This is a genomic window from Streptomyces sp. Isolate_45, from assembly GCF_024721315.2.
In the GTDB taxonomy this organism is placed as follows: Bacteria; Actinomycetota; Actinomycetes; order Streptomycetales; family Streptomycetaceae; genus Streptomyces.
Genome location: NZ_JANFAK020000010.1, coordinates 36,804 through 54,464, shown reverse-complemented (window position 1 = coordinate 54,464; position 17,661 = coordinate 36,804). Strand labels below are relative to the sequence as shown.

Below are 17,661 nucleotides of genomic sequence, written 5' to 3'. Positions count from 1 at the left end.
AAGGGGACCCGCCCGCAGCGGTCACAGCAGCTCGCGCAACCGCTCCGCCAGCAGGTCCCAGCGCCACTTCTCCTCGACCCAGGCCCGGCCCCGCTCGCCCATGGAGCGGCGCAGTTCCGGGTCCTGGAGCAGGGCCGTGATCCGGTCGGCCGCCTCCTCGGGGGAGCCGCCGCGGACGACCCAGCCCGTCTCCCCGTCCAGTACGGCGTCCGGGGCTCCGCCGGAGTCACCCGCCACCACCGGCAGACCCGTCGCCGAGGCCTCCAGGTAGACGATGCCGAGCCCTTCGACGTCGAGGCCGCCCCGCCGGGTCCGGCACGGCATCGCGAACACGTCGCCCGCGCCGTAGTGGGCCGGGAGTTCGGCCCACGGCACGGCACCGGTGAAGACCACGGAACGGGCCACCCCGGTGGACTCCGCGAGCTTGCGCAGGTCCGCCTCGTACGGGCCGCCGCCCACGACGAGCAGCACCGCGTCCGGCACCGAGGCCAGGATCCGCGGCATCGCCTCGATCAGGGTGTCCTGCCCCTTGCGCGGGACCAGCCGGGAGACGCACACCACCACGGGGCGGTCCGTCAGTCCCAGCCGGGCCCGTACCGCGGCGCCGCCGGATCCGGGGTGGAAGGTCTTCTCGTCCACCCCCGGTGGGAGTTGCACCATCCGCACCGCCGCCCGGTCGGTCACCGCCGAGGCGATCCGCGAGCGCGTGTACTCCCCCAGGTAGGTCAGGGTGTCCGTGCCCTCACCGATGCGGCGCAGCAGTTGCCGGGCCGCGGGCAGTTGGGCCCAGCCGGCCTCGTGCCCGTGCGTGGTGGCGACCAGCCGGCGGGCGCCCGCCCGCCTGAGTGCCGGGCCCATCAGGCCCAGCGGGGCGGCCGCCCCGAACCACACCGACTCGCAGCCGTGTTCGCGCAGCAGGCCGACCGCCCGCCGGGTCACCCGCGGGGTCGGCAGCAGCATCGTCGTACGGTCGCGCACCACTTGGAACGGCTGTTCCGCGTCGAAGGCGGCGGTGGCCTCGCGGCCCTCCTCGCCGTGCTTCCAGGTGGAGGCGTAGACGACGATCCGGTCGGGATCCAGGCGCAGCGCCATGTTGTGCAGGAAGGCCTGGATGCCGCCCGGGCGCGGCGGGAAGTCGTTGGTCACGATCAGCGTCTTGTGCATCACCGGTCAAAGTACCGGACTCGTCCGGGGCGGGTCCGCCGCGCCCGGCCCGCCGCCGGCGGCCGCGTCCCGGCCGAGTTCCGTGCGCAGCGCCGCCTGCCAGGCGGTGGTCAGGCCGGCCGGGTCTCCCCCGACGGTCTCGGCCGTCGCGGTCGGGAGCGGTTCGCGCCCGGCCCGTTCGTACAGCGCGGTCAGCGCGGCCCCGCCCCACTTGTCCGCGACGAGTCGGCAGGCCAGCCAGGCCCCCTCGTACGCCCTGGCCTGTGCTTCCGGGTCGCCGCCGAAGGAGAAGGCCTCGTCCGGGGGGAGCTCGGCGGGGACCTCGCCGCTCCGCACGGCCCGACCGAGGGCGGGCGCGGCCTCGGCGGGGCTCAGCCCGGTGTCGCGGTACGCCACCCAGTCGGCGAAGCCCTCGGACAGCCACAGCGGGGTCCTGGCGGTGGTCGCGGCGCGGGTCGCGACGTGGGTGGTCTCGTGGGTCAGCAGGATCCGCCGCCCCCGCTCGGACAGTTGCGCGTACCCCTCCGGGTTGACGACGACCCGGTCGGCGGGGGCCGGGCCGGTCCCGGTACGGCCCGTGGTGACGGCTCCCAGGCCCCGGTAGGCGTCGGCCGGCCGGCCCAGCAGGGCGGCCATGGCGTCCAGGGTGCCGGGGACCAGCACCACCACCCGCCCGGCCCACTTCCCCGGCCAGGCGGAGCTCACGGCGGGCACGGCCCGGTCGGCCTCCGCGGCGATGTCCGACAGGGTCCGCGGGCTCTGCCCGACCCCGAGGACCAGCGTGTGCGCGCCCCGCGCCACCAGCGGTTCGCCCTGGTCCCACAGCTGCGGCAGCGCCCCGGGCGCGGGCCCGTCGCCGTCGACCCGCCAGCCGGCCGGGCCCCGGGTGAGCCGGACCTCGCGGTCCGCCTCGGTGGGGGCGCCGTCGTGGCCGGTGAGGCCGTAGCGCAGCCGGGCGAGCGCGGTGGCCCGGGCGCCGTCCCGCCGGATCGAGGTGACCTCGTACGCCCAGCCCTCCAGCGGGATCCCGGCGAGCCGTGCGGGCGGGGCGGCGGACCAGTCGGCGACGGCCCGCCGCACGTCCCGCCCGTCGACGCCGGCCGGGGCGGGCGCCGTGCACCCGGCCACCGCGAGCAGGCACGGCAGCAGGAGGCGGACGACGAAGCGGAGCGAGGGGGTCACCGGCCGATCGTACGCAGCGCGCCGGCCGGTGCGGGGCCCGGCCGTCGCCGGAGACGGCCTACGGCCGGGTGACCGAGGACACCGGCATCATCCCGACCGGGTCGTAGCGCACCCGGGCCCCCGGGTACGGGGCGTGGACGACCTGTCCGTTGCCGACGTACATCCCGACGTGGCTGGCGTCCGAGCGGTACGTCACCAGGTCCCCGGGCTGGGCCTGCGAGAGCGGGACCTGCCGGCCCGCGCCGCGCTGGGCCTGGGAGGTGCGCGGCAGGGAGACGCCCGCCTGCCGGTACGACCACACCATGAGCCCGGAGCAGTCGAAGCCGGAGGGGCCGGTGGAGCCCCACACGTACGGGCGGCCGACAGCGGCGCGGGCGGCCATCACGGCGGTCATGGCCCGGCCCGAGGCGTGGCCGGGGGCGGCCGGCTCGGGCAGCGCGCCGGGGCGGCCTCCGGAGCGCGAGGACCGCTCGAAATCGGCGCGTTCCGCGGTGGGCATCTCGTTGAGCAGCCTGCGGGCGGCGGCGAGCTTCGCGGTGACGGAGCGCTTGTGCCGGGCCACGTCCGCGCGCAGGGCGTCGAGCTCGGCCAGCTTGTGGGAGGCCTCCTGGCGCTGCTGGCCGAGGCGGCGCTGCTCCTCGCGGAGTTCGCCCAGTTGGCGGGCCTGGCGGCCGCTGAGCCGGTTCAGGACGGCGGCCTTTTCCAGGTAGTCGTCCGGGTCGTCGGAGAGCATCAGCTCGACGGTGGGGTCGAGGCCGCCTGAGCGGTACTGGGCTCCGGCGAAGGTGCCGAGGACCCCGCGCATGGTGTTGATCCGGTCCTGGGCGCGGGCCACCGCGTCCTGGGCCCGACCGATGTCGGCCCGGACCCGGTCGGCCTTCTCACCGGCCTCGTTGAAGTGCTCGGTCGCCTGCTCGGCCTCCTCGAAGAGCCGGTCGACCTGGGCCCGGGTGCCCGAGGGGGGCTCCTGCGGGAGGCCGGGGGCCGCACCGGCGGGTGCGCCCGTCATGGCTACGGCGGCGGTGGCCGCCGCGGCGGTGAAAACGGTGACCTTGGTGTTCCGGTCGAGGCTGGTGAGCCCGGGCCGGCGATGGGACGCCACGTGGAACCGCTCCCTTCCGCTGCGCGGGGCCCGGGTCCGCCCCCCGTGGACGGTCGTGTGCCGGGTTCCGCGCTGGCAGACAGTAGCGGCGCGACCACGCCCCGACCAACGACCGGCGGCGGGCACATACGACGGCGCCCCGCCTCAGACGCAGGTCATGGGCGGGGCGTGCGGTCGCGGCGGGGCGCGTGAATTCGCCCGGATGGGCGGTGCGCGGGCGCGTCCCGGCGGGAGCGGGTCGGGTCAGATGCGGACGCCGAACTGGAACGGCATGTTGTCGATCGACTCGTACTTGACGCCGCCGCGCGGGTTGGAGGCGTGCAGGGTCGTGTTGTTGCCCGCGTACAGGCCGACGTGGTGCAGGTCGCCGTAGAAGAAGACCAGGTCACCGGGCTGGAGCTGGCTGCGGCTGATGCGCGTGCCCTCGTTCGCCTGAGTGTAGGTGGTGCGGGTCACGGAGACCCCGGCCTGCTTGTACGCCCACTGCACCAGCCCGGAGCAGTCGAAGGCGCTGGGGCCCTCGGCGCCGGATATGTAGGCGCTGCCCAGCTTGGTCTTGGCGGCGGCGAGCGCGGCGCCGGCCCGGCCGGACGCGTTGGCGGGCGGCGCGGCGGGGGCGCGTTCGCCCTCGCCGCGGGCGGCCTCGCCCGCCTTCGCCTCCTCGTCCTTCAGCTGCCTGCGCTCCTGCGCGGTCAGCGTGTTGAGGAGGGCCTGGGCCTCGGCGAGCTTGTCCTGGGAGGCCTTCTTCTTCTCGCCGAGCTCCTTGCGGGTGGCGTCGAGGTCGGCGAGCTTGCCCGAGGCCTCCTGGCGCTGCTGTGCGAGGGTGCGCTGCTTGGCCTGGATCTTCCCGATGGCGTCGACCTGCTTGCCGCTCAACTGCTGGAGGGTGGCGGCCTTGTCGAGGTAGCTCTCGGGGTCGGCGGAGAGGAAGAGTTCCACGGACTGGTCGAATCCGCCGCCGCGGTATTGGGCGGTGGCCATCGAACCGAGCGTGTTGCGCAGGGTGTTGAGCTCGTCCTGGCCGCGGGCGACCTGGTCCTGGAGCTGGGCGATCTCCTTCTCCAGCTTCTCCTGGCGCTCCTTGGCCCCGTTGAACTTCTCGGTGGCCTGCTCGGCCTCCTCGTAGAGGGTGTCGACCTTGGTCTTGACCTCGTCCTTGTTCGGTTTGTCCGGGGCTGCCACGGCCGAGTGCGAGGAGAGCGCGACGGCCGCCGCGGCGGTGGCGGTGAGCACGGTCACGCGCGCGCGGGCCGGGTGCTTGGGTCGACGGTGGGACGCCACGGAGACGAGCTCCTTCTTCCTCGGACCGCCGAGGGGGAACGCACGCCCGGCAGCAACCCCGTCGCCACTCGAATGAGTGAACTACCGCACGAAGGTTTGAGCAGACCCTAGTGACACGCGCTTGATCACTTCAAATACCCGTACGGAAAAATCCGCCGTCCTGCCCGCTTCTTTACCAACGGCGCACGCTGCGTGCCGGCGGACTGACGGTACGTCCCCTCCGGACACCGTCAATCCCGGCATTGCGCCCGGCGGTTACGAAACGCGCGAAAGCCGCTTCAGGAGCAGCGCGGACGTCACGGGCCGGGCTCCCGCCTTCGCGACCCCGTCGGCCACCTCGCGGTCGGTGGAGACCACGACCACCGGACGGCCCGGCGGCTCGGCCCGCACCAGCTGGCGGATCAGCTCGTCCGCCGTCACACCGGCCTTGGAGAACAGCACCCGCACCCCGCGCGGCGGCGCGAGCAGCACCGGCGCCGCCAGCTCCGCCCCGTCGAAGACGCAGGTCATCTCGGCGCCGGTCTGCGCGGCCAGCATCGACAGCCCGCCCAGCAGGCGCAGCCGCTGCTTCTCCAACGGCATCGTCGGGTAGCCGGTCTTCGTCACGTTGTAGCCGTCGACCACCAGATGCGCCTGGGGCAGCGCCAACAACTGGTCCAGCAACGCCGGATCGGTCTCCGACAGGGCCCGCGCGGCGATGTCCTTCGGCGTCATCCGACCCGGCTCCACCGCGTCCACGGTGTCCGCGGGACGGGTGTTGACCGGCGGCAGCGCCAGCTCGCGCCGCAGCCCGGCCGCCGCGTCCAGGACGGTGTCCAGCAGCAACCGCAGCCGCATGTCCTCGATGCTGCGCCCCTCCCGGCTGGCCCGGCGCGAGGTCTCCAGCGCCGACTCCACCTCCGCGAGGCGGGACTTGAGCCGCCGGGACTCGCTCTCGGCGGCGGCCACCTGCGCGGCGGCCTCCCCGCGGATGCCGTCGATCTCGGCACCCACCTTGCGCAGGGCCGCCTCGCCCCGCTTGACGTCGCTCAGGGCGCTGCGCAGCTTGCGCTGAAGCGATTCGGCTTCCTTGCGGGACGCTTCGAGGTCGGCGCGCACCTGCTCGCCGCCCGAACGCTGCAGCTCCCGCACCTGGGCCAGCTCCTCGCGCAGCCGCTCCAGTTCGCGCCGCGTCTCGTCGCCCACCCGCTCGGCGTCGGCGCGCTGCGCCTCCTCGCCCGCGGAGGCCACCAGCTTGACCCAGCCGGCCGGGCGCAGCACGTACGCGGCTGCCGCCACGTCCAGCGGGTCGGCCGCGGCGGGCGGCGCACCCGACTCCAGGGCGCCGGTCAGCTCCGGCTGCGCCTCGCGCAGCTTCTCCGCGACCCGGCCGCGGAAGACGGCGTCCGTCTCGACGGCGGCGGCCATGGCGTTGCCCGCGAACTTGGCGCGCCGGGTCGGGGTGAACCGCGCGTACTGGCGCAGCTGCGCCGGGAGGTCGGCGACCGTCAGGCCACCGAAGGCGTCCGAGACGAGCGCCACGACCCGGCGCCGCACGCCTTCGGGCAGCGGGCGGTCGAGCACCTCGGCGGCGTCGCCGGCCTCGTCGGCCGGCTCAGCGCCGCTTGCTGGCTCCACAATCCGTCACCCCTACCGTGATCTACTGTGGGCCCGGCTCCGTCAGGAGTCGGTGCCCGGCCTGTCCACGAGCTCGATCTGGTCCACAGCGTTGCACCAGCGGCAGCGGACCGACTCGATGGTCTCACTGACCACCTCGCGCTCCTCGACCTTGGGCTCCCCGGCGAGGTCCAGGTGGACGTATTCCACGACCTTCGACGATCGGGTGACGTCGAACCGCGTGAGGTTGCCGCACAGGGTGCAGCGCCACCGGGTGGTGTCGGTCGGCAGGGGAACCGTCATCAGGCCGCTCTCTCCTTCGTAGCTCATTCAATTAAAGCCTTCCGCGGCGGTCCGCGGACCGCGCACGTAACCCTACGGCCTGGCACCACCCCCGAGGGGGTCCACCTGCGTCATGCTCTGTCGCATGATCGTAAGGTGGCGGACCGTCCGCGAGGCCGCCCGGGGCCCGGTGATCACGTACGCGCTGATCGCCGGCTGCTGCGTGGCGTTCGTCCTCGGCCCGGCGTCGGGCCTCAACCCCTCCTACGGGACGGGCGACCGGCTGACGGAGACGGGCACCGCGTACTTCCGGCACTGGGGCGTGGTCCCGGACGAGTTGTTCTCGGGAGCCGGCCGACCGCTGCTCACCCCGCTGACGGCGCTCTTCGTCCACGGCAGTTGGCTTCACCTGCTCGGGAACATGCTCTTCCTGTACGTCTTCGGGGCGATGACGGAGGAACGGATGGGCCGGGCCCCCTTCCTCTTGTTCTACGTCTGCACGGGATACCTCGCGCTGGCCGCGTACGCGGCCGCCAACGCCTCCTCGGACCAGACCCTGGTCGGCGCGTCCGGCGCGATCTCGGCGGTGCTCGGCGCCTTCCTCTGCCTGTTCCCGCACGCCCGGGTGACCAGTCTGTTCCCGTTCCTGCTGTTCCTGCCGCTGCGCTTCCCCGCGTGGATCGTGCTGCTCTTCTGGTTCGGCCTGCAATGGCTGGCGGCGCAGCGCGCGGAGAGCGGCCCGGGGGTCGCCTACCTGGCCCACGTGGTGGGCTTCTCCCTCGGCTTCCTGTACGCGTGGGCCCGGTATCGGCGTACGACTACAGTGAGGCGACCAGTGACTGCCGGCGAGGGAGACAGCCAACCGTGATCACCGCGATCGTGCTCATCAAGACCAGCGTGGACCGCATCCCCGAGATCGCCGAGTCCATCGCCCAGCTGGACAGCGTCAGCGAGGTCTACTCCGTCACCGGGACGTACGACCTGATCGCGCTGGTCCGCGTCGCCCGTCACGAGAACCTCGCGGACATCATCCCGGGCAGCATCAGCAAGATCCCCGGCGTCGAGGCCACGGACACGCACGTCGCGTTCCGCACGTACTCCCAGCACGACCTGGAGGCCGCGTTCGCGATCGGCCTCGACGCGTAGCGTTCAGAGCCCGGGCAACGCCTCGCCCACCCGGGCGGGGCGCCCCTCCTGGAGCCGGAACAGGTACCCGCGCAGGTGGGCGCCGAGGTCCCCGTCGATGTGCGCGACGTATGCCCGCGCCCCGGCGGCGGCGTCGTTGCGCCACTCCTGCGGATCGGTCACCCAGGGCCCCCATCCCAGGCCCATGGCCCACTCCCGCACTCCGGCGCGCTCGCGCCACCACTCCCGAACCAGGTCCGGGGTCCAGTGCAGGTCCCCGTCGTGGCCGTAGCCCGTCAGGGTCTCCTCGCAGGCCGCCGCGTAGAGGTCGCCCACCTCCGCCGGGGTGCGGGGTTGACGGAAGACGAACTCGCAGCCGTCGTCGTCGTACAGGACGAGGTCCGGCGCGTGCAGCCGTCCCGTCAGGCAGGTGTCGGTCATCCCCGTCCAGAACGGGCCCGGCACGTTGAGCCGGTCGCGGTCCTCCCACCGTCCGCCCCAGGGGCCTTCGGGGAACACGGGATCGGGCTTCACGGCGGCGAGGGCCCGCGTCGGGTCCCAGTACGTCATCCGCCCAGCTCCGGCAGCGCCTCCCCGGGCAGCGCCGCGCGCCCCGGCCGGAACAGGTAGCCGCCGAGATCCGCGGCGATGTGCGCGACGTACGCCCGCGCCCCGGCGGCCTCGCCCTCGGGGTCCTCGGGCAGCGGCTTGTCGACGGCCGCGCGGAGCACGGGTGGCGGTTCCCCGTACGTCATGACCCGAACGAGGTCAGACGGCCGGGACGCAACGGCCCTCTTCGGTGCGGTACTGCCACTTGGCGCCGTCCGCGACGAGTTCCTTCACCGCGCGGACGAAGCGCTCGACGTGCTCGTCGGGGGTGCCCGCGCCGAAGCTGACGCGGATGGCGTTCAGCGAGCGCTCCCCCGGCGCGGCCTCCGGCGCCCCGCACTCGCCCGGCTCCTGCGGCTCGCTGCCGAGCAGGGTCCGGACCAGCGGGTGGGCGCAGAAGAGGCCGTCGCGGACGCCGATGCCGTACTCGGCGGACAGGGCCGCGGCGAAGTGGGAGCTGTTCCATCCGTCGACCACGAACGAGATGACGCCGACGCGCGGGGCGTCGTCCCCGAACAGGGACAGGACGCGGACGGCCGGGACCTCGGCGAGGCCCTCGCGGACCTTCGCGATCAGGTGGTTCTCGCGGGCGACCAGGTTCTCGAACCCGGCCTCCTTCAGGGCCTTGCAGGCGGAGGCGATGGAGTAGACGCCGATGACGTTCGGGGAGCCGGCCTCGTGGCGGGCGGCGGTGGTGTGCCACTCGACGTCGACGCCGCCGTCCTCGCGACGGGCCACCTTGCGGGAGGCGCCGCCGCCGGCGAGGTACGGGTCGGCCTCCTGGAGCCAGTCCGCGCGGCCGGCGAGGACGCCCGAGCCGAAGGGGGCGTACAGCTTGTGGCCGGAGAAGGCGACCCAGTCCACGTCGAGGTCCCGTACGGAGACGGGGTGGTGCGGGGCCAACTGGGCGGCGTCCAGCACGATCCGCGCGCCGTGGGCGTGCGCGGCGGCGGCGAGTTCCTTGACCGGCCACAGCTCGCCGGTGACGTTGGAGGCGCCGGTGACGCAGACCAGGGCCGGGCCGTAGCCCTCTTCAATCGATGCAGTGCGGTCGGCGAGCGCCCGCTCCAGGGTGGCGACGGCCTCGCCGGGGGTGCGGGGGGCGTTGAGGTAGGTGACGCGGGCGTTCGTCCAGGGCAGCAGCGAGGCGTGGTGCTCGGTCTCGAAGACGAAGACCTGGCAGTCGGCCGGCAGGACGGCGGCGAGCAGGTTGAGGGAGTCGGTGGTGGACCGGGTGAAGACCACCTGGTCGGAGGGCCGGCAGTCGAGGAACTCGGCCACGGTGACGCGGCTCTGCTCGAAGAGGTCGGTGGACAGCTGGGAGAGGTAGCCGGCCCCGCGGTGGACGCTGCCGTAGTAGGGGGCGTAGGCGGCGACGTCGTCCCAGACCCGCTGGAGCGCGGGGGCGCTGGCCGCGTAGTCCAGGGCGGCGTAGGTGACCTCGCCGCCGGTGACGAGCGGGACGGTGACGTCGCGGCCGAGCACGGCGAGCGGCTCGCCGCAGGCGGCGGGCCCGTCGGCGCACACGGCGGTGGCGGTGGTGGCGGCGGCGTTCAGGGATGCGGACATGGCGGTATCTCCCGGCAGGCAGGGCGGAATGGCTTCGGTGTGCCCGTACGCGGGTACGGCGCTGCGGCCGTCGGGGGTACGGGAAAGCCCTCGGAAGTGACACGGGGTACACAGAAGCGACCCTGGTCCGAGGGGTGAAGTGGGGGCGGAGTCGCCCTATCGCATTCGCTTGCTCACGGAAAACGCTCCTCGAGAGACCAGGACCCCTGGTGTCGAGGGATCCGCGCTTGCCGTAGACCTCGCTGCCTACGGCCTGGTCATCACCCGGGGCACCCCGCCACGGAAGGAGGGTTGCCGGACAGCAAGCCGGGGCCTAAACGCTGTCACTCGTGACCTGCCCAGAATCCTGCCACACGATCTCCCGTGCGCAAGACCCCGGTCCACGATGCGGACCGGGGTCTTGGCCGAAACCGTGCCTCAGGCGTTGCTCGCCCTCACCCAGCGCTCCAGCGCGGCGCGAGCGGATCCCGAGTCGATGGACTCGGCCGCCCGGGTCATGCCCGCCGCGAGCTGCTCCTCCAGGGTGCCCGTCCCCGGATCCAGCGCCACCAGGGCCGCGGCCGAGTTCAGCAGTACGGCGTCCCGGACGGGGCCGGTCTCGCCCGCCAACAGCCGGCGGGCGACATCGGCGTTGTACGAGGCGTCCTCGCCGCGCAGCTCCGACACGTCGACGAGCGGGATGCCGATGTCGCGCGGGTCGAAGGGGGTCTCGGTGACCGAGCCGTCCCGGACCCACCACACCCGCGAGGTGGCGGTGGTGGTCAACTCGTCGAGACCGTCGTCACCGCGGAACACGAGCGCGGAGGAGCCCCGTTCGGCCAGCACCCCCGCCATGATGGGGGCCACCCGGGGATCGGCCACGCCCGTCGCCTGGGCCCGCACCTTGGCCGGGTTGGTGAGGGGGCCTAGGAAGTTGAAGGTCGTCCGGATGCCCAACTCCTTGCGGGCGGCCGCCACGTGCCGCAGCGCCGGGTGGAACTTCACCGCGAAGCAGAGGGTGATCCCGGCTTCCTCGACGACCTCCGCCACCCGGGCCGGGGTGAGGTTGAGGTTGACGCCGAGCTTCTCCAGCACGTCGGAGGAGCCGCTCGCGGAGGACGCCGCCCGGTTCCCGTGCTTGACGACCTTCGCGCCCGTGCCGGCCACCACGATCGCCGACATGGTCGAGATGTTGACCGTCTTGGCGCCGTCGCCGCCGGTGCCGACGATGTCCACCGTCCGGCCCGGGACCTCGATCAGGTTGGCGTGTTCGTACATGGCCCGCACCATGCCGTTGATCTCCGCGACGGTCTCCCCCTTGGCCCGCAGCGCGACCACGAAGCCGGCGATCTGCGCGTCGGTGGCCTCGCCCCGCATGATCTGCTCCATCGCCCAGGCGGTGTCGTCCGCACCGAGGTTCCGGCCGGTCAGCAGGGCGTCGAGGATGCCCGGCCAGCCACGGGCCGCCACGCTGTCGCCGCCTGCCGGGGTCACAACGTTCATGGTCCGCTCCTGCTGCCTGGTGAGGTTGCCACGTCGAATGGGAAGGGGACCAGCCTATCCAGCCACGGAGACGGCAAAGAGCCCCGTCCAGACACTGGACGGGGCTCTCGCCGTGGCGACACCAGGATTGACCGAAATCAATCCCTCGAACGGTCGTGCCGGGGATCAGTGGTGGCCGTGGCCGCTCTGGATCTCCTTGTACTCCTCCACCGTGGGCTTCGGGATCTGGTTGCCCTCGGCGTAGTAGCCCTTGCTGAGCTTCGCGCGCAGCTTCTCGGTGGCCTTCACCTTGCGCTCGACGCCGTTCTCGTCGACCGTCGGGCCGATCTCGACCGGCTCGTACGTGTTGTACGAGGTGAGCGTGTGGAGCTGGCCCTGCGAGAGCGGCTCGTGGATCTCGACGAACTCACCGTGCGGCAGGCGCTTGATGATGCCGGTCTCGCGACCGTGCAGCACCTTGTCCCGGTCCCGGCGCTGGAGGCCGAGGCAGATCCGCTTGGTGATGACGAAGGCGATGACCGGGCCGACGAAGAAGCCGATCCGGGCGAACCAGGTGATCGAGTTGATCGACAGGTGGAAGTACTGCGCGAACATGTCGTTTCCACCGGCGATCAGCAGGATGACGTACCAGGTCAGCCAGGCCACACCGAAGGCGGTACGGGTCGGGACGTTGCGCGGGCGGTCCAGGATGTGGTGCTCGCGCTTGTCGCCGGTGACCCAGGACTCGACGAACGGGTACACCGCGATCGTGGCCAGCACCAGCGGGAAGATCACCAGCGGGACGAACACGCCCAGGACGAGCGTGTGGCCCCAGAGGTTGATCTCCCAGCCGGGCATCGCACGGATGAGACCCTCGGAGAAGCCCATGTACCAGTCGGGCTGCGCGCCCGTGGACACGTGGTCCGGGACGTACGGACCGAGCGCCCAGATGGGGTTGATCGACGCGATGCCCGCGATGGCCGCGATGATGCCGAAGACCAGGAAGAAGAAGCCTCCGGCCTTCGCCATGTAGACGGGCAGCAGCGGCATGCCGACGACGTTGTTGTTCGTCTTGCCGGGGCCCGCGAACTGGGTGTGCTTGTGGTAGAAGACCAGGATCAGGTGGGCGACGAGCAGGCCCATCATGATGCCGGGCAACAGCAGGATGTGGATCGAGTAGAACCGGGCCACGAAGTCGTGGCCGGGGAACTCCCCGCCGAACAGGAACATCGACAGGTACGTGCCGACGACCGGCACGGACAGGATCGCGCCCTGCATGAAGCGGACACCGGTGCCCGAGAGCAGGTCGTCCGGCAGCGAGTAACCGGTGAAACCGGTGAACATGCCGAGGACCAGCAGCAGGAAGCCGAAGATCCAGTTGATCTCACGCGGCTTGCGGAACGCGCCGGTGAAGAAGACGCGCATCATGTGCACCATCATCGCCGCGACGAAGATCAGTGCCGCCCAGTGGTGGATCTGCCTGATGAGCAGACCGCCGCGGACGTCGAAGCTGATGTCCAGGGTCGAGGCGAACGCCTCGGACATCCGGACACCCTGCATCGGCACGTACGAGCCGTGGTACACGACCTCGTTCATGCTCGGGTGGAAGAACAGCGTCAGGTACACACCCGTGAGGATGATGATGATGAAGCTGTAGAGGCAGATCTCACCCAGCATGAAGGACCAGTGGTCCGGGAAGATCTTGCGCATGTTGGCCTTGGCGAGACCGTAGATGCCCAGGCGGCCGTCCGCCCAGTCCGCTACGCGCTCGCCGGCAGGCGCTTTGCGCCCCGTCTTGTTGTCTGTGGCAGTGCTCATCCGCGCTCCCAGAATGCAGGACCGACGGGCTCTTCGAAGTCGCCGTGCGCTTCGAGGAAGCCCTCGTCATTCACGCCGATCCGCAGCTGCGGAAGCGCGTGACCGGCCGGGCCGAAGATGACACGGGCGCCGTCGGAGAGGTCGAAAGTGGACTGGTGGCACGGGCAGAGCACGTGGTGCGTCTGCTGCTCGTACAGGCTGATCGGGCAGCCGACGTGGGTACAGATCTTGGAGAAGGCCACGATGCCGTCGTGGGACCACTCCAGTTCCTTCTTGTCCTTGATGTCCTCCGGCTGGATGCGGACGATCATCAGGGCTGCCTTGGCGATCTGGGACATGTAGTCGTGCGCGTCCTCCTCCAGGCCCTCGGGCTTGGCGAAGGTCAGCGAGCCGACCACGACGTCCTCGGGACGCAGCGGCTCCATCGTGTTCTGGTTGATGAGCAGCTTGCCCTTGGCCCAGATGGTCTTGCGGAGCTTGTCCTCGGGCAGCGGGCCCAGGTCGCGCAGCAGCATCACGCCGGAGAGCGGCACCAGGGCCATCGCGCCGAGCAGGGTGTTGCGGATCAGGGGCCGACGGCCGATGCCGGACTCGTTCGCACCGTCGGCGAAGTCCTGCATCACCTGCGCCTTGACCTCCGGCGGAGCGGCGATCTCGTGACGCTCGGCGGCGACCTCGACGTCGGACATCAGGGTGCGGGCCCAGTGGACCGCGCCCGCGCCGATGCAGAAGAGCGCCGTACCCAGGGTGAGACCGAGCGCGAAGTTCAGCGCGCTCACCTTCCCGATGGGGAAGATGTAGACGATCTTGTCGACCGGGAAGATCACGTACGAGGCGATGAAGGCGACCGTGGCCAGCATCGACAGCGTGAACAGCATCGCGACGGTGCGCTCGGAGCGCTTCGCCGCCCGCTCGTCGATGTCCTGGATACGGGGCTTGTGGACCGGCAGGCCCGGGTCGGCGAACGGGTCGTCCGCGACCGCCACGCCACCGTGGTGTGCGTCGCCCTGCTCGCTCGGCAGGTGCTTCTCTTCGGGAATGTCTTGGCTACTCATGACTTCTTGGCCTTAGCGGTGTGGGCCGCGACCCAGACGGCGACAGCGATCAGCGCACCCAGACCGAAGATCCAGCCGAACAGACCCTCGGAGACGGGGCCGAGGCCACCGAGCTTCAGACCACCGGGGCTCGTCGACTTCTCGCCGTTGACGTTCTGGAGGTACGCGATGATGTCCTTCTTTCCCTGCTCCGGCATCGTGCTGTCCGGGAAGGAGGGCATGTTCTGCGGGCCGGTGAGCATGGCCTCGTAGATGTGCTTCGGCGAGACGTCCTCAAGGTTCGGGGCGTACTTGCCGTTCGTCAGGGCGCCGCCCTCGCCGGTGAAGTTGTGGCACTGCGCGCAGTTGTTGCGGAACAGCTCACCACCCTTGGCGATGTTGGCCCCGGCCGGGTCGTACTGCTTCTCGGTCGGCGTGATCGGGCCGGCGCCGAGCGAAGCGATGAACGCCGCGAGCTGGTCGATCTGGGCCTGCGAGTAGATGTTCGGCTTCTTCGGCACCTGGGCGCCGGGCTGCTGGGCGGGCATGCGGCCCGTGCTCACCTGGAAGTCGACGGCCGCCGAGCCGACGCCCACCAGGCTGGGGCCGTCAGAGGAACCCTGACCGCCGGCACCGTGGCAGCTTGCGCAGCCCACGGCATAGAGCTTCTTGCCCTCCTCGATGGCGAGGGACTGGGCGGTTTCGTCGGCCTGCGCCTTGCCCGCGGGCGCGAAGGCGGCGTACAGCCCCCCAGTGACCGCCAGCGCGAAGAGTAGAACGACGACCGCCGCCAGCGGATGGCGTCGTCGTGCGGAGAGCTTTTTCACGGATTACCCCGGTGTCAGGATCTTCTGCGTCGGTGTTTCTGGATGGAGTGCCGAGCCGGGCCCGGCGACGTGTTCGCTACTTGATCAGGTAGATCGTCGCGAAGAGGCCGATCCAGACGACATCGACGAAGTGCCAGTAGTAGGACACGACGATGGCCGACGTGGCCTGTTCGTGGGTGAACCTCTTGGCCGCGTACGTCCGGCCGAGGACCAGCAGGAAGGCGATGAGACCGCCCGTCACGTGCAGACCGTGGAAGCCGGTGGTCAGGTAGAAGACCGAGCCGTACGGTCCGGACGAGAGGGACATCCCCTCGTGCTTGACCAGCTCGGTGTACTCGAACACCTGGCCGCCAATGAAGATCGCACCCATGACGAACGTGATGATGAACCACGACCGGAGCTTCTTCACGTCACCGCGCTCGGCGGCGAATACGCCGAGCTGGCAGGTGAGCGAGGAGAGCACCAGGATCGTTGTGTTCGTCGCCGAGAAGGGCAGATTCAAGGCCGAAGCCTGCTCTGTCCAGTACTCGGCACCCGTCACGGATCGCAGGGTGAAGTACATCGCGAAGAGGGCCGCGAAGAACATCAGCTCGGAACTCAACCAGATGATGGTTCCGACGCTGACGAGGTTCGGCCGGTTGACCGTCGGGTGCGCGTGCCCGGTATCTACTGTCGTTGCTGTCGCCACGACCGACATTATGTCGGTCGCTTATCCCGCCCTCACCCCGGGGGGTGCCGTTCGGAGTGTCAGGGGGGTGTGCAAGGCCCGAACGGCCCATCAGATCGTCCTTCCGGCGTCTCGGGCGGGGCTGTGCGAACCGATGTTGACAGCGGGTCGGACGGAGTAGCATCCCGCGCATCATCAGCGTGATTCACGGACACGTGGAGGAACGAAATGCGGGCGACTGCGCGGGTTCTGGTCTACAGCGACGACGCGGGCACCCGGGAGCAGGTGCGGCTCGCGGCCGGTCGCAGGCCGGCGGCGGACCTGCCGCCGGTGGAGTTCCTGGAGTGCGCGACGCTTCCGGCGGTCCTGACGGCACTGGACGAGGGCGGCATCGACGTCTGCGTGTTGGACGGCGAGGCGGTTCCGGCCGGGGGCATGGGCGTGTGCCGGCAGATCAAGGACGAGATCTTCCGGTGTCCCCCGGTGCTGTTGCTGATGGGGCGTCCGCAGGACGCCTGGCTGGCCACCTGGAGCCGCGCGGACGCCGCCGTCACCCTTCCGGTGGACCCCGTCGACTTCCCCGAGGTCCTGGCCGGCCTCCTGCGGCCCCGGCTGTCCCTGGACGCGTAGAACGACCCGGAAGCCCCACGGGCCCCTCAGGGGCGCTCGTGGGGCTTCCGGGTCGCCTTCCTAGACGGTGGGGCGCAGGCGGGCCTGGTCGATGGGACTGCGGCCTTCCTGGGTGCCCTTGAGGAGGGCACTGCCCTCCCTCCAGTCCTTCCAGTCCATGTTCCAGTCGCCGAAGCCGTTGCCGAAGATGTCCATGTCGTCGCCGATGCTGTTGATCACCTTGACGATGTCGCCCTCGGTGATGTTCTCGTAGAACCAGGCGGCGTTGCCGGTGCTCATGCCGGTGCAGCCGTGGCTGACGTTGGCGACGCCGTGCGAGGAGATGGACCACGGCGCGGCGTGCACGTATTCACCACTCCAGGTGACACGGGTCGCCCAGTAGACGGGCAGGTTGTAGTACTCGCTGCCGCCGATGCCGACGGTGTCGCCGCGCATCTGGACGTAGTACTGCTTGCCGAGCACCACCTTGATGCCGTTGCGGGTGGAGAAGCCGGGCTTGCCGGTGGTCACCGGAAGGGTGGTGACCACTTCTCCGTTCCGGCGGAACGTCATGTAGTGCGAGGAGGCGTCGGTGGTGACCTCCACCCGGTCGCCGAAGTCGATCTTGAGCGGCTTGGAGGCGGCGCCGTGGAGTTCGTCGGAGACCCTGACGCCCTCCAGGTTGCTCCGTACGGTGACGCTGGTGTTGGCCGGCCAGTAGTCCTTGGGCCGGTAGTGGAGGTTCTTGTCGTCGATCCAGTGCCAGGCGCCCTCGACGCCGTCCGCCGCGTCGACGACCAGGGCCCGTTCCACGACGGCGCGGGCCGCCTTGTCCTTGACGGGTTCGTTGAGTTCGGCCGTGATGGGCTGTCCGACGCCGTACTTGCCCTCGTCCGGGCCGAATTCCACCTTGAGGACCGTGTCGGCCGGTGTGGTGTCGAAGGCCAGCGTGCGCTGCCCCGGCGCGCCGCGTTCGTTCTCCGTGGCCACGGTGACCGCGTAGTGGACGCCCGCGGCCATCGGGCCGGTGCTGTGCCAACGGTCGCCCTTGGCGGAGAGTTCGCCCGCGAGGCGCCGTCCGTGGGTGTCCACGACCGTCACGTCGGTGATCCGGGACTCGTTGCCCTTGAGGGTGACCTCGAGGGGCTTGTCGGGGTCGGCGGGGCGACCGCCGGGTGCCAGGTTGAAGGCGACGTGCTCGCCCGCGTCGTACGGGCGGACTGACAGCGGGTTCTTCTCGCCGGACCCGCATGCGGTGGCTCCGGCCCCGAGGGACGCGACCAGCAGGGAGCAGCTGAGTACCGTCCAAAGACGCGGTGAGTGCTTCATGGAGCC

At 71.1% G+C, this 17,661-nt stretch carries 18 protein-coding genes and 1 riboswitch; of the genes, 3 read left to right on the top strand and 15 right to left on the bottom strand.

The window, feature by feature from the left end; all coding sequences use genetic code 11:
- Positions 1 to 21 precede the first annotated feature (21 nt).
- The 6 genes from NOD94_RS05840 to NOD94_RS05815 form a co-directional block, all read right to left on the bottom strand.
- Positions 22 to 1,164, bottom strand: coding sequence for a glycosyltransferase family 4 protein (locus tag NOD94_RS05840; RefSeq protein ID WP_281204619.1), 1,143 nt, complete (start codon positions 1,162 to 1,164; stop codon positions 22 to 24).
- Between the two features lie 6 nt (positions 1,165 to 1,170).
- Entirely contained in the window at positions 1,171 to 2,346 is a 1,176-nt protein-coding gene (locus tag NOD94_RS05835) for a hypothetical protein (protein ID WP_281204618.1), read from the bottom strand.
- A 58-nt stretch (positions 2,347 to 2,404) separates the two neighbouring features.
- Positions 2,405 to 3,448 carry a C40 family peptidase gene (locus NOD94_RS05830; RefSeq protein ID WP_281204617.1) on the bottom strand — a complete coding sequence of 348 codons (1,044 nt, stop codon included), beginning with the start codon at positions 3,446 to 3,448 and terminating at the stop codon, positions 2,405 to 2,407.
- A gap of 243 nt (positions 3,449 to 3,691) precedes the next feature.
- On the bottom strand, positions 3,692 to 4,729 hold the full coding sequence (locus NOD94_RS05825; protein WP_281204616.1) for a C40 family peptidase: 1,038 nt from the start codon (positions 4,727 to 4,729) through the stop codon (positions 3,692 to 3,694).
- A gap of 255 nt (positions 4,730 to 4,984) precedes the next feature.
- Complete coding sequence (locus NOD94_RS05820) at positions 4,985 to 6,349, bottom strand: NYN domain-containing protein (RefSeq protein ID WP_281204664.1); 1,365 nt, start codon at positions 6,347 to 6,349, stop codon at positions 4,985 to 4,987.
- Between the two features lie 39 nt (positions 6,350 to 6,388).
- On the bottom strand, positions 6,389 to 6,628 hold the full coding sequence (locus tag NOD94_RS05815; protein ID WP_007263676.1) for a hypothetical protein: 240 nt from the start codon (positions 6,626 to 6,628) through the stop codon (positions 6,389 to 6,391).
- Positions 6,629 to 6,740: 112 nt separating this feature from the next.
- On the opposite strand from NOD94_RS05815, the gene NOD94_RS05810 reads away from it, so the two are divergent.
- Positions 6,741 to 7,475: a rhomboid family intramembrane serine protease gene (locus NOD94_RS05810; RefSeq protein WP_281204615.1), complete on the top strand. Its 735-nt coding sequence runs from the start codon at positions 6,741 to 6,743 to the stop codon at positions 7,473 to 7,475.
- On the top strand, positions 7,472 to 7,753 hold the full coding sequence (locus NOD94_RS05805; protein ID WP_281204614.1) for an Lrp/AsnC ligand binding domain-containing protein: 282 nt from the start codon (positions 7,472 to 7,474) through the stop codon (positions 7,751 to 7,753). Before NOD94_RS05810 ends, NOD94_RS05805 begins: the two co-directional genes overlap by 4 nt.
- 3 nt (positions 7,754 to 7,756) lie before the next feature.
- On the opposite strand, the gene NOD94_RS05800 is transcribed toward NOD94_RS05805, so the two are convergent.
- The 8 genes from NOD94_RS05800 to NOD94_RS05765 form a co-directional block, all read right to left on the bottom strand.
- Entirely contained in the window at positions 7,757 to 8,302 is a 546-nt protein-coding gene (locus tag NOD94_RS05800) for a ferredoxin (RefSeq protein ID WP_281204613.1), read from the bottom strand.
- On the bottom strand, positions 8,299 to 8,487 hold the full coding sequence (locus tag NOD94_RS05795; protein ID WP_281204612.1) for a hypothetical protein: 189 nt from the start codon (positions 8,485 to 8,487) through the stop codon (positions 8,299 to 8,301). The genes NOD94_RS05800 and NOD94_RS05795 overlap by 4 nt, the downstream gene beginning before the upstream one ends.
- Positions 8,488 to 8,500: 13 nt before the next feature.
- Positions 8,501 to 9,910, bottom strand: a complete 1,410-nt coding sequence (locus NOD94_RS05790) for an aminotransferase class V-fold PLP-dependent enzyme (protein ID WP_281204611.1) — start codon at positions 9,908 to 9,910, stop codon at positions 8,501 to 8,503.
- Between the two features lie 218 nt (positions 9,911 to 10,128).
- A riboswitch (SAM riboswitch) is annotated at positions 10,129 to 10,245 on the bottom strand.
- An 82-nt stretch (positions 10,246 to 10,327) separates the two neighbouring features.
- Positions 10,328 to 11,392 (bottom strand): anthranilate phosphoribosyltransferase, encoded by a 1,065-nt coding sequence (trpD, locus tag NOD94_RS05785; RefSeq protein ID WP_281204610.1) that lies wholly within the window; start codon positions 11,390 to 11,392, stop codon positions 10,328 to 10,330.
- Between the two features lie 165 nt (positions 11,393 to 11,557).
- A complete protein-coding gene (locus tag NOD94_RS05780; RefSeq protein WP_281204609.1) occupies positions 11,558 to 13,189 on the bottom strand; it encodes a cytochrome bc complex cytochrome b subunit in 1,632 nt (543 codons plus the stop codon).
- Positions 13,186 to 14,244, bottom strand: a complete 1,059-nt coding sequence (locus tag NOD94_RS05775) for a Rieske 2Fe-2S domain-containing protein (RefSeq protein ID WP_281204608.1) — start codon at positions 14,242 to 14,244, stop codon at positions 13,186 to 13,188. Before NOD94_RS05775 ends, NOD94_RS05780 begins: the two co-directional genes overlap by 4 nt.
- Positions 14,241 to 15,050 (bottom strand): c-type cytochrome, encoded by an 810-nt coding sequence (locus NOD94_RS05770; RefSeq protein WP_281204607.1) that lies wholly within the window; start codon positions 15,048 to 15,050, stop codon positions 14,241 to 14,243. Before NOD94_RS05770 ends, NOD94_RS05775 begins: the two co-directional genes overlap by 4 nt.
- 76 nt (positions 15,051 to 15,126) lie before the next feature.
- The gene (locus tag NOD94_RS05765; protein ID WP_281204606.1) at positions 15,127 to 15,747 is read right to left on the bottom strand and encodes a heme-copper oxidase subunit III; all 621 of its coding nucleotides are present in this window, start codon (positions 15,745 to 15,747) and stop codon (positions 15,127 to 15,129) included.
- Positions 15,748 to 15,945: 198 nt separating this feature from the next.
- Between NOD94_RS05765 and NOD94_RS05760 the strand changes: the two genes are divergently transcribed.
- The gene (locus NOD94_RS05760; protein ID WP_281204605.1) at positions 15,946 to 16,347 is read left to right on the top strand and encodes a hypothetical protein; all 402 of its coding nucleotides are present in this window, start codon (positions 15,946 to 15,948) and stop codon (positions 16,345 to 16,347) included.
- Between the two features lie 60 nt (positions 16,348 to 16,407).
- On the opposite strand, the gene NOD94_RS05755 is transcribed toward NOD94_RS05760, so the two are convergent.
- Complete coding sequence (locus tag NOD94_RS05755) at positions 16,408 to 17,655, bottom strand: Ig-like domain-containing protein (protein ID WP_281204604.1); 1,248 nt, start codon at positions 17,653 to 17,655, stop codon at positions 16,408 to 16,410.
- Positions 17,656 to 17,661 lie beyond the last annotated feature (6 nt).